The 11,318-nt window shown below is 67.6% G+C and carries 8 protein-coding genes; 4 read left to right on the plus strand and 4 right to left on the minus strand.

Features of this window, described 5'->3' with window-relative positions; all coding sequences use genetic code 11:
• Window positions 1-56: 56 nt before the first annotated feature.
• The 4 genes from AC1D29_RS03995 to AC1D29_RS04010 form a co-directional block, all read right to left on the minus strand.
• Window positions 57-2,696, minus strand: a complete 2,640-nt coding sequence (locus tag AC1D29_RS03995) for a TonB-dependent receptor (RefSeq protein ID WP_477894601.1) — start codon at window positions 2,694-2,696, stop codon at window positions 57-59.
• Window positions 2,697-2,768: 72 nt separating this feature from the next.
• Complete coding sequence (locus AC1D29_RS04000) at window positions 2,769-4,007, minus strand: MFS transporter (protein WP_477894602.1); 1,239 nt, start codon at window positions 4,005-4,007, stop codon at window positions 2,769-2,771.
• A 13-nt stretch (window positions 4,008-4,020) separates the two neighbouring features.
• Entirely contained in the window at window positions 4,021-4,971 is a 951-nt protein-coding gene (locus AC1D29_RS04005) for a carbohydrate kinase family protein (protein WP_477894603.1), read from the minus strand.
• A gap of 63 nt (window positions 4,972-5,034) precedes the next feature.
• Complete coding sequence (locus tag AC1D29_RS04010; protein ID WP_477894604.1) at window positions 5,035-6,285, minus strand: ROK family transcriptional regulator; 1,251 nt, start codon at window positions 6,283-6,285, stop codon at window positions 5,035-5,037.
• 309 nt (window positions 6,286-6,594) lie between these two features.
• On the opposite strand from AC1D29_RS04010, the gene AC1D29_RS04015 reads away from it, so the two are divergent.
• The 4 genes from AC1D29_RS04015 to AC1D29_RS04030 all read left to right on the plus strand — a co-directional run bounded on the left by AC1D29_RS04015 (window position 6,595) and on the right by AC1D29_RS04030 (window position 11,316).
• A complete protein-coding gene (locus AC1D29_RS04015) occupies window positions 6,595-7,701 on the plus strand; it encodes a hypothetical protein (RefSeq protein WP_477894605.1) in 1,107 nt (368 codons plus the stop codon).
• A gap of 11 nt (window positions 7,702-7,712) precedes the next feature.
• Window positions 7,713-9,524 carry a glycoside hydrolase family 9 protein gene (locus AC1D29_RS04020; protein WP_477894606.1) on the plus strand — a complete coding sequence of 604 codons (1,812 nt, stop codon included), beginning with the start codon at window positions 7,713-7,715 and terminating at the stop codon, window positions 9,522-9,524.
• Window positions 9,525-9,623: 99 nt separating this feature from the next.
• Window positions 9,624-10,103 carry a carboxymuconolactone decarboxylase family protein gene (locus AC1D29_RS04025; protein WP_477894607.1) on the plus strand — a complete coding sequence of 160 codons (480 nt, stop codon included), beginning with the start codon at window positions 9,624-9,626 and terminating at the stop codon, window positions 10,101-10,103.
• 139 nt (window positions 10,104-10,242) lie between these two features.
• Window positions 10,243-11,316 carry an NAD(P)-dependent alcohol dehydrogenase gene (locus AC1D29_RS04030; RefSeq protein ID WP_477894608.1) on the plus strand — a complete coding sequence of 358 codons (1,074 nt, stop codon included), beginning with the start codon at window positions 10,243-10,245 and terminating at the stop codon, window positions 11,314-11,316.
• Window positions 11,317-11,318: the final 2 nt, after the last annotated feature.

Below are 11,318 nucleotides of genomic sequence, written 5' to 3' on the forward strand. Positions count from 1 at the left end.
CCAGGCCGACGACGCTCCTCCGGCGCCGTGCTGGCACGAGCGGTGGGGCGCCCGGGTCAGTAGTCGATGCCGACGCGGATGCCGTAGGTGCGCGGGTCGTTCCAGTAGCCGCGCACGAAGCCGCCGCCGTCCTGCACCGCGTTCTTGGTCATCTTGTTCGTCGCGTTCAGCACGTACAGCTCGGCGTGCCAGGTCTTGGGCGCCTGCAGCTTGAGGCTGGCGTCGATCTTGGTGAAGGCTTTCTGCCCGTCGGAGATGTGCGGGTTGTCCAGGTTGAGCAGCGTGAAGTACATCTTGTCCTGCCACTTCAGGTTGACCCAGGGCGTCAGCTCCCAGCCCTCGGCGAAGACGAAGTTCTGCGAGAAGTTGATGCCGAAGCTGTACTTGGGCGACAGCGGCAGGTGGTTGCCGGTGATGTCCAGGATCTGGCGTCCGGCGAACTCGCGGATGGGGCCGCTGTAGGGCTCGGGGCAGTGCGGCGCGCCGACCTCCTCGCGCACGCCGCAGTTCCAGCTGTCGCTGTACGACGGGTAGTTCTTCATCTTGCTGTTGATGTAGCTGAAGAACGCGCCCACGCGCGCGCCGGGCCAGGGCTTGTAGTCGACCTCCAGCTCCAGGCCGGGGATGCTGACGACGCCCACGTTGACCGTCTGCCACTTGGTGACGATGTCGCAGGTGGGGTTGTCGTCGGGGCAGGGCTCCGTGCGCTTGATGCGCGAGGCGAAGTTGTCGCCGGTGACCTGCATGTCCTTGTAGCGGCTGAAGAAGACGGTGGCCGACAGGCTCAGCCGCTTGTTCAGCATCAGTCCCTTGTAGCCGAACTCGAGGTTGGTGACGGTCTCGGGCTTGTACGAGAAGAAGGTGTACTGCGGGCCGGCCGGCCCGTCCACGCAGTCATGGCCGCCGCAGCGGTCGTCCTTGTCGCCGAAGCCGCCGGCCTTGTAGCCGGTGGACAGCGACGTGTAGATCATGTCCAGCGGCGTGAGCTGCTTGGCCAGGCCCAGGCGGTAGGTGATCTTCTTCCAGCTCTCCGAGTTGTCGTTGCCCGCGGGCGCACCCCATTCGGCATAGGCGCCGGTGCCGGCGAACGGGCCCATCTTTTCGGTCAGGTCGCGGCCGTTGTGGGCGCGGAAATCGGGGTCGCCCGGCGTGCCGGGATGGTAGAGGCCGTTGTAGTAGGCCGGCGTGGAGCCGTCCCAGCCGCCGAAGACCTGGCCGTTCCGGTCGGTCTTCTTGTCGTAGCTGTAGCGGGCACCGAGCGTGGCCGTCCACGTCGGCGCGAACTTCCAGTCGGCCTGGGCGAACACGGCCTTGGCGTCGATCTGGCGGTCGGGCTGGTGATAGAACTGGCTGGTCGGGAAGCCATAGGGCGCCGTGACGAGCTGCTCCTGCGCGTAGTCGATGGCGTTCTTCTCGTGCATCCAGAACAGGCCGGTGACGAGCTGCAGGTTGTCCGTGTGGTGCTTGAACTGCAGCTCATGCACGCTGGACTTGTAGGTCGAGCCCAGCGTGAACGAGGTCATGTCGGAGACGGGCCAGGTGCCCCAGTCACCATCGGGGCCCACGGGCAGGCTGGCTGTCACCTGGCTGGCGATGGGGTGGTAGCCGCCGTCGTCGTCGGCCTGCTGCGAGCGCTTCTGGTTGGCGAAGGAAAAGCCGTACTCCACGCTCGAGCTCGGGCTGAGGTTCCACACCAGGTTGGAGCGCACGGTATCGATGGACATGTCGGTCTTGCCCGGCACGTTGACCTTGACGTCCCATTTGCCACCGGTGCAGGCGAAGGCCGTGCCGGCGGCCATGTCGCAGTCCTTCATCGCGATGTCGCCGGCGCTGTTGTTCTGGAACTTCTCGTAGGCGAGCAGCCACTCGAGGTTGTCGGTGAGCTTCAGGCGGCCGGCGATGCGGGCGGCCCACTCGTCGCGGTTGTAGTAATACTTGCTCTTGGAGACCAGCGTGTTGCGGCGCTGGTCGACGTCGGGGATGCCGTCGGCGTGAAAGCCGTGCTCGGGGATGTCGACGTCGGTGAAGTCCTGCTGCTGGTTGATCCAGCCGTCACGCTTGACCTTGCTGAAGGTGGCGCGCAGCGCGAACTTGTCGTTCACGCGGATGTTCTGCACCAGGTTGAGCTGGCGCTTGCGGTAGCTGCCGAAGTCGGTCTCGACATTGCCGTAGGTCGAAGCGAAGTCGGGCTTGGCCGGGATGATGTTGACGCTGCCGCCGGTGGAGTTGCGGCCGAACAGCGTGCCCTGCGGGCCGCGCAGCACTTCCACCTGCTCCAGGTCGAACATCAGCGCCAGCGCCCCCTGCGGCCGCGGCGAATACAGGCCGCCCACGTGCAGGCCCACGGCGGGGTCGCCGATCTCGGTGAAGTTGGTGGAGCCGACACCGCGGATGTTGATCTGTATGCCGGAGTCGGCGCCGGAGGAGATCTGGAAGTTCGGGATCGTGCCGGACAGGCCGCGCACGTCGTGGATGCCTTCGCGGCTCAGCGCCTCCTGCGTGATGGCGGTGACGGCCACCGGCGTCTTCAGCAGGTTGGAGTTGACACGCGTCGCGTTGACGACGACGGTGGGCAGCTCGTTCTTGTCCTGCTTGTCGGTGGCTTCCTGCGCCAGCGCGGCGCCGGCGTGGCAGGCCAGCAGCGCGGCGGCCGTGGCGGTGACGGTTCGGTGGAATCCAGCTCGGTTGGGTCTCATCACGGTCGCTCCTTGGTTCATGTCGGGCAGGAGGCATCCCGGCCGGTGGCCGCCAGATGCCATGCAGGGAATTCAGGCCCTGGGTCTTGGCTTGGGCTTGATCTGGGAAAGCAGTTGCGCCACGGACAGCGTCTCGTTGCGCACGAGTGGCCTGGCCCACGCGCTGACGCTGAGGATGTAGGCCAGCGTCAGGAAGACGAGGGCCATCGCGGCGCGCAGGCCGAAGGCGTCGCCCAGCACGCCGACGATCAGCGGCACGACGGCGCCGCCCAGGATGCCGGTGCACAGCACGCCGGAGAACGCGCCGTGGTGGCGGGGCACGGAGTTGAGGCCCAGCGAGAAGGCGATGGAGAACATCACCGACAGGCAGAAGCCCGAGGCGGGAAAGGCCCACAGCGACACATTGGCCGGGCCGAACAGCGCAAGGGCGACGCAACCCATTGCCAGCACCGTGAAGCCGGCCAGCACCGCGCGGGAGTCGAACAGCTTCAGCAGGCCCAGGCCCAGCAGGCAGCCCAGCGACATCAGGCCCCAGAAGCGGCCGACCGTGTCGGCGCCATCGTCGGTGGCCGAGATGCCGTGGTACGTGGTGAGGAATTGCGACATCCAGTTCGCCAGCGTCTGTTCCGTACCCACGTAGGCCATGATGGCCAGGAAGAACAGGCGCACATCGCGCCGCGCCAGCAGCTCGCGGTAGGCCGCCCAGCCGCCGACGCGCTCGTCGTCCTTGAGCTGCACCTGGGGCAGCGGCAGCGTCTGGTTGGCGGCGATGAGGGCGATGAAGCCCGCCGCGAACACCCAGTAGAACGGCACCCAGGCCAGGCCCGCCGCGGCGGCGCCGGGGCGCTCCATCAAGAGCTTGAATGCGAGCGGGCTCAGGAAGGACGCGAGGCCGAACACGAGCTGGCCCATCACCGAGAAGAACGCGAAATGGGCCTCGCCGCCGGCCGTGCGCATCAGCGGGTTGATGACGACCTGCAGCAGCGCCATGCCCAGGCCGATGACGAACAGCCCGGCGATGGCTGTCGCGTAGCTGGGCAGCAGCGCGATGGCCAGCGAGCCGCCGAAGTTCAGCGCGAAGGCGACCAGCAGCGTGAAGCGCGAGCCCCTGGCCTCCACCAGCATGCCGCCGGGAATGGACACCAGGCCGTAGGCGAGGAAGAAGGAGAAGGGCAGGAAGCCCGCCATCGCCAGGCTGAGGTGGAAGTCCTGGATGATGATCGGCATCAGCGGGCCGATCAGGTTGGTGACGAAGGAGATCACGAACCAGATCAGCAGGATGTAGCCGACGATCAGCGCGCGGTGCTTCATGGCTTTGCGGCGGTCAGGCGACGCAGTCGGCGAACTCGCCGGCGTGGATGGTCTTGCGCGGGAAGCGCGACAGGATGGCGCGGGCGGTACGGCAGCCGGAGGCGAGGCCATCGGCCAGCGTGCCGCCACGCAGACGGGCCGCGAGGTAGCCGGCATTGAAGGCGTCGCCCGCGCCTATGGTGTCGAAGATGTCGGCCGGTTCTGCCGCCTGGCTGACGTGGCGGCCGGCTTCGACGCCGATGGCGCCTTGCGCGCCGACCTTGACGATGATGCTGGCACCGGGCTTCAGGTCTTGCACGATCAGCGCCATGGCGGCGTCCAGGTCCTCGGTGCCGGCGATGCTGCGCGCTTCCAGCTCGTTGATGAGCAGGTGGTCGCAGTGCTTCAGCCAGCCGCGCACCTCGTCGCGGTCCCAGCCCTCGGGCGGCCAGCCGGTGTCCAGCGCGATCCGGTAGCCGCGGGTGGCCGCTTCGGCGATCAGGTCGGTGTACCGCTCACGCAGGCCGGCCAGCAGGAAGGGCGCCGTGAAGAGGGCGATGGCCGGTGCGCGCGTTGGCTGCAGATGCTTGAGCACATGCTGTACCGACAGCTGCTGCAGGTGGCCGTGCGTGGTGAAGAAGTTGCGCTCGCCGCAGGCATGCATCAGGCCCACGGAGACTGTGGTCTCGCAGTCGCAGACCTCCAGGTGCGTGCGCACGCCGCCGAACTGCTCGGCGAGCCAGTGGCCGAAGTGGTCGTTGCCCACGGCCGAGATCAGCTGGGTGGCGAGGCCGATGTGGCGGGCGGCGAGGGCGGCGTTGGCGGCCGAACCGCCGGCGCGCAGTTCGCTGCGCGGCATCAGCAGCTCGGTGCCGATCTCGGGCCAGGCCTCCAGCGAACCGAGAACCAGGTCGACGCCCACGTCGCCAACGATGCTGAGGCTGGTGCCCTGGTGGGGGCGAAGGGGTGCGCGATCCGTGTCCATGGCGCTGACTATAGAAGCGCCCCGAATCGTCTGTCAATAAATAAAACCAGTGGTTTTAAATATTTATCCGCCCCGTCTGCCGGTTGGCCGGTGGCCCATCAGTTCGGCCACGTCGACGTCTGCGCGGCGGTCCTGCTGCAGCACTTCCAGGCGCGGTGACAGCATCTCGTAGATGGGCAGCACGGCCGCGCCGAGGATGGAGCTGTCGTCCTGCCGGTCCGACAGCACGATGCGTGTCTCCGGGCTGGCCATGCCGCCGCGCACCGAGCGATGCCAGGGCTGGGCCAGCGCCACCAGGTGCTCCACCAGCACCTTGGGCGCGGAGCCGCCGATGACGATGGCGCGCGGGTCCAGCATGTTCTCGATCATGCAGACGGCGTCCCGCAACCGGTCGGCCGCCTGGCGGCACCAGCGGTGAAGGGCTTCGTCGCCAGGCTGCTGCAGGCGCTGTGCGAGATCCAGCGTCCAGACATCGTGGTCGGACACGCTCAGTGCCTCGGCCAGCGAATGCATGGACACATAGCGTTCCAGGCAGCCGCGGTTGCCGCAGTAGCAGGGCGTGCCGCCGGGCACGATGGGCACGTGGCCGATCTCGGTCGCGTTGCCGTCCGCGCCCGGGTAGGCCGAGCGGCCGATGACCAGCGCGCCGCCCAGGCCCAGTCCCAGGTGCAGGTAAAAGAAGTCGTCCAGGTGCTTGGCAACGCCGAACAGCGTCTCACCAAGCGCACCGGCAACGCTGTCCACGCGGTAGAACAAGGGCAGGCCGGTGGCTTCGTGCAGCTCGTCCAGCACCGACAAATCGTTCCAGCCCTCCAGCGCGGTCGGGCCGATGAAGCTGATGTCGGTGTGGCCCAGCGGGCCGGGCAGGGCGACGCCTATGCCCCACAGCCGCTCGCTCGACTCGCGCCGCAGTTGGGCCACGAGTTGCAGCATCGCGGCCAGCATCTGGCGGCGGTCGCTGGTGTCCATCTCGACCTCACAGCGGTGGCGGATCTCGCCGACGAGATTGACCAGCGCCGCTGACGCGCGCCCGGGCTCCAGGCTGATGCCGATGGCGTTGCCCGCCTGCGGGTTCAGCTCGAAGGCGATGGGCGGCTGGCCGCGGGATTTGTCGACCTTCAGCCGCCGCGAAACGATGAGGCCGATGGCCTCCAGGTCGTTGGTGATGTTGGCGACCGTCTGGGCGCTCAGCGACACCATGTCGGCAATGTCCTTGCGCGACGCGGCGCCTTGCTGGCGGATGAAGTCCAGCACCACGCGGCGGTTGTAGGGGGCGCTGGACTGTTGGGTGGCTCCTCGGCCGGTGGTTCTCATGCGTGCTGACGGCGCTTTCGTGGCGCCCATGATAGGTGGGGGCTGGACTCAGGCCGCGATTCTGTCCGAGGCGGCAGCGTTGTCGTCTGGCGCCTTTGAAATAAATTTAAACAACCATTGGATTTAAATATTGACGATGCCGGCTAGGCGGCCCTACATTCGCGCCCCATGGTCCCGTTGGAGGGACGAGGTCTGGCCCGGCGCATCCAGCAGTGAAGTTGCGCTCTCCTCGCCGGCGGTGCGCTCTTGGCGCCGCTTCTGGGCATCAACAACCCGTGGCCATGGCCACAAGACTTCGTTGAGGCAAACATGCAATCACTCCGGATCGGCTCCTGTGCGGCTGTCGCCCTGTTGGGCCTGTCTTCGCTCGCACTCTCGGCCGGCAACCCCGCCAAGAGCACGGCCTTCGTTCAGGATGGCTGGCTGTACACGCAGACCGAGACTGCCAGCGGCCAGGCCGTGGTCACGGCGGTCCAGCCCGCCGCTGCCAGTGGTGTGATTCCCGTCGGGGACTCGCGCGTGTACGGCAATGTCTTCGACAAGAGCCGCAAGCTGACGGTGGCCCAATGGCAGGCCGTGCTCAGCATGGACGCCTATCCGGAGAACGGCACCACCAACTACCAGGACGTCGGCCCCTGGCGCTACTGCGAGGTGGACTACGAAGCCAGCGTGGGCATCTCCGACTACCGCGGCAACACCTTCGGTCCGGTGGGCGTGACGACGGTGGGCGACTTTCCCGACTACTTCAAGAACGCCTTCGCGCCCTATGTACTCGGCAAGACGGGCGCGACCAACACCGACATGAAGAACTGGGGCGTGCAGGTCACCGGCGTGTCGGCCGGCAACTTCAAGGCCGACGACTCGCAGCTGGACCCCTATCCCAACCTCAGCCGCTCCAACTCGACCAAGCGCGCGGCGCTGACCAAGATCTGCAAGGCCCTGCAGTCGGCCTTCGACAGCCAGCAGGACAAGTATGTGATGAGCCATTACGCGCACATCAACAACGACAAGCTGCTGCCGGTGCTCGCCGCCTTGAAGGGCATAGGCTTCACCGCCTTCAACCAATACAACCTCGTCGGCCTGGCCTTCCAGGTGCAGGTCAACACCGGCTCCATCGCCAGCATCTCGGCCTTCACCTCGGTCAAGAACGCCGGCAACTGCGGCAGCATGAGCAACGAGACCTGCTTCGCCACCTACCTGACCGACCAGTACATCCGCTGGCTCAAGTCCGGCAGCCTGGGCGACGATGCGGGCAACTGCTGGCGCGCGAGCATGGCGCTGGACATCTACAAGAAGAATCCGGCCATGAACAGCGTCAGCGTCGTCAACCAGGTCATCAACAGCAGCTACCCCGACAACAGCGGCAAGTGCCCGACCTCCGGCGTCAAGTGGTCCAAGAACATGGCCTGGCAATGAATCGAGACCGCATGAACAGGCGCCACGCCATCGCCCTCGCCGCGGGGGCGGCGCTGCTGCCCGCCGGCCTGCGGGCCCAGACGCCGGCGCCGGTGACGACGGTCTCGGTCAGCCTGCCCACCGAGCCGCTGCTGGTGCAACTGAACCAGGTGGCACTGGAGCGCGTCGGCCCCAAGCGCGCGATCGTCGAGTCCACGGGCCCGGCGCAAGCCGGGCGCTACCGCGTGCTGGCCGGCGGCAAGGTCGTCGCGCAGGGCGCGCTGAAGGCGCTGCCGGACTTCTCGGCCTGGGGCGCCGGCAAGCGCTACTTCGAGGTCGATTTCTCGTCGCTGCAAGCGTCGGGTGTCTACCGCGTCGAGGTCACGCTGGGCAGCGCCCGCGTGCTGTCCGCTCCCGTGCGCGTGCAGGACCGGGCGCTGTTCACGACCATTGCCGACAAGACGCTGGACTACTTCCACCGCAGCCGCCACACCGGTGACGGCGATCGCCGCATCCGCATCTTCGAGACGGACCGCCACGTCAACGTCTGGGGCGGCTGGAAGGACGCCGGTGGCGACACCGGCAAGTATTTGTCACACCTCGGCTACGCGAACTTCTTCAACCCGCAGCAGACCTCCATGGTGGCCTGGGTGCTGGCCTACACGGCCCACACCTCGGCAGACCTGTACCGCCGCGCGGGCCTGCAGCGGCGTGTCGAGGACGAGGCCTTCTGGGGCGCCGACTACCTGCACCGCATCCTCGATGCCGACGGCTATTTCTACACGACCGTGTTCGACAAATGGGGCGGCGAGGGCGCCGAGCGCATGGTCGTCGGCTACGAGGGCGAGGACGGTACCTACACCAAGCTCTACCGCTCGGCCTATCGCGCGGGCGGCGGCCTGGCCATCGCCACGCTGGCGCGGGCCTCGCTGCTGGCCAAGCAGTCCGGCCGGCATGGCGAGTTCGAAGGCGCGACCTACCTGGCCGACGCGGTGCGGGCCTTCGATCACCTGCAGCAGTTCAATGCGCAGTACGGCGCCGACGGCGTCGAGAACATCATTGACGACTACACGGCGCTGATGGCCGCCACCGAGCTGTTCCATGCGACGCGCGAGCCGCGCTTCCTCAAGGCGGCGCGTGTGCGTGCCGGCCAGCTGATGGCGCGCCAGACCCCGGCCGGCGGTTTCGTCAGCGATGGTGGCTCGCGGCCTTATTACCACGGGGTTGAAGCCGGCATGCCTGCGCTGAGCCTGGGCCACTACCTCGACATCGAGACCGACGCGCAGCGCCGCGCGAAAGCGGGCGCCGCGATCACCGCGGCGCTGCGCCACGAGATCGAGCTGACGCAGCGCGTGTCCAACCCTTACGGTTACGCGCGCCAGGCCTTCCAGCTCGCCAAGGGCGGCAGGCCCGACGGCGAGGTGCTGGAGGGCTTCTTCATGCCACACCGCAACGAGACCGGCTACTGGTGGCAGGGCGAGAGCGCGCGGCTGGCGTCGCTCAGCACCGCGATGGTCGTCGCGGGCCGCAAGGTCGGCGCCGGCATGCCGGCCGACTGGGCCGGCTATGCGCAGAGCCAGCTCGACTGGACGCTGGGCCGCAACCCGTATGGCATTTCCATGCTCTACGGCTTTGGCCAGCGCAACCCGCCGGCCGTGCCATCCAGCGCGGGCGACATGTTTGCCGGCGGCATCTCCAACGGCATCACCGGCGCGGTGGGCAGCGACACGGGCGAGGGCATCGCCTTCGGCCCGGGGCCAGACGATGCGCAGTGGCGCTGGGTGGAGCAGTGGCTGCCGCACTCGGCTTGGATGCTGCTGGCGGCGGTGGCGACGGCGAAGTAAGAAGCGGCGAGCCCGTTCCCGTCACAAACGGCGCGGTTGATCCGTCTTGAGAGTGAGGCCAGCGATTCCGCCGGTCCGCCACAAGCCAAGGACATCGCCATGAGCACGCACGCCCTCCGCCTCGACTACTTCCGTCAGTCCGCCGACCTGTCCAAGAAGTACATGGACTTCGGCATGGCCTTCCGCATGGACAAGACGCTGGCCGTGCTGGTGGACATCCGTGCCTCCCAGCTCAACGGCTGCGCGTTCTGCCTGGACATGCACGTCAAGCAGGCCAAGATGCACGGCGAGCGCGAGCTGCGCCTGCACCACGTGGCCATCTGGCGCGAGTCGCCGCTGTTCACACCCAAGGAGCGCGCGGCCCTGGCCTGGACGGAGGCGCTGACGCGCATCGCGCCCGAGGGCGTCTCCGACGCCGCCTACGCCGAAGTCAGCAAGCATTTCCCGCCCGAGGAACTGTCCGAACTGACCTGGCGCGTTGCCGCCATCAACGGCTGGAACCGCATGAACGTGGCCTTCCGCAACGTGCCCGGCTCGCTGGACAAGATGTTCTGGCTGGAGAAAGCAGGCCTCGCCTGATCTGGCGCAAACCGGCCGCAGGCCTGGCGTCCTACCCTGCAACGGCGCTCCCAGCCTCGACGCCCGGCATGCCTGGGTTCAGGATGGTCTGACGTCATGGAACCCTTCCAGGCGCGTAGCGCCTTTTGGAGGATTTCCCATGGCCATGATGAAAGCCGCCGTCTTCGTCGAGCCCGGTCGCATCGTGCTCGACGACAAGCGCATCCCCGATGTCGGCCCGCAGGACGCGCTGATCCGCGTCACCACGACGACCATCTGCGGCACCGACATCCACATTCTCAAGGGCGAGTACCCGGTCGAGCGCGGCCTGACCATCGGCCATGAGCCCGTCGGCATCATCGAGAAGCTCGGCTCCGGCGTGCGCGGCTACCGCGAGGGCCAGCGCGTCATCGCCGGCGCCATCACGCCCAGCGGCTGGAGCACCGCCTGCCTGTGCGGCTGCGGCTCGCAGGACGGCGCCGGCACGGCGCATGGCTGGAAGGCCATGGGCGGCTGGAAGTTCGGCAACACCATCGACGGCTGCCAGGCCGAGTACGTGCTGGTGCCCGACGCCATGGCCAACCTGGCGCCGGTGCCCGACTCGCTCACCGACGAGCAGGTGCTGATGTGCCCCGACATCATGTCCACCGGCTTCAGCGGTGCCGAGAGCGCGGGCGTGCGCATCGGCGACACGGTGGCGGTGTTTGCGCAAGGCCCCATCGGCCTGTGCGCCACGGCCGGCGCCAAGCTCAGCGGTGCTTCGATGGTGATCGGCGTCGACCGGCTCGCCAACCGCCTGGCCATCGCCACGCAGATGGGCGCCGACCACGTCATCGACGCCAGCAAGGTCGACCCCATCGAGACCATCATGCGGCTCACCGGCGGCCGCGGTGTGGACGTTGCCATCGAGGCGCTGGGCACGCAGCAGACCTTCGAGGCCTGCCTGCGCGTGCTGCGGCCGGGCGGCACGCTGTCCAGCCTGGGCGTCTATTCCACCGACCTGACCATTCCGCTCGGCGCCTTTGCAGCAGGCCTGGGCGACCACAAGATCGTCACCACGCTCTGTCCCGGCGGCAAGGAGCGCATGCGCCGGCTGATGTCCGTCATCGCCGCGCGGCGCGTCAACCTGGAGGCGATGGTGACCCACCGCTTCAAGCTCGACGACATCGAGGCCGCCTACGAGCTGTTCGGCCATCAGCGCGACGGCGTGCTGAAAGTGGCGATCACGCCCTGATC

The organism is Roseateles sp. P1_C6 (assembly GCF_056406315.1).

Coding starts and splice junctions, on each gene's coding strand:
- AC1D29_RS03995 (WP_477894601.1), bottom strand. CDS start 2,696: ATGAGACCCAACCGAGCTGGATTCCACCGAACCGTCACCGCCACGGCC.
- AC1D29_RS04000 (WP_477894602.1), bottom strand. CDS start 4,007: ATGAAGCACCGCGCGCTGATCGTCGGCTACATCCTGCTGATCTGGTTC.
- AC1D29_RS04005 (WP_477894603.1), bottom strand. CDS start 4,971: ATGGACACGGATCGCGCACCCCTTCGCCCCCACCAGGGCACCAGCCTC.
- AC1D29_RS04010 (WP_477894604.1), bottom strand. CDS start 6,285: ATGAGAACCACCGGCCGAGGAGCCACCCAACAGTCCAGCGCCCCCTAC.
- AC1D29_RS04015 (WP_477894605.1), top strand. CDS start 6,595: ATGCAATCACTCCGGATCGGCTCCTGTGCGGCTGTCGCCCTGTTGGGC.
- AC1D29_RS04020 (WP_477894606.1), top strand. CDS start 7,713: ATGAACAGGCGCCACGCCATCGCCCTCGCCGCGGGGGCGGCGCTGCTG.
- AC1D29_RS04025 (WP_477894607.1), top strand. CDS start 9,624: ATGAGCACGCACGCCCTCCGCCTCGACTACTTCCGTCAGTCCGCCGAC.
- AC1D29_RS04030 (WP_477894608.1), top strand. CDS start 10,243: ATGGCCATGATGAAAGCCGCCGTCTTCGTCGAGCCCGGTCGCATCGTG.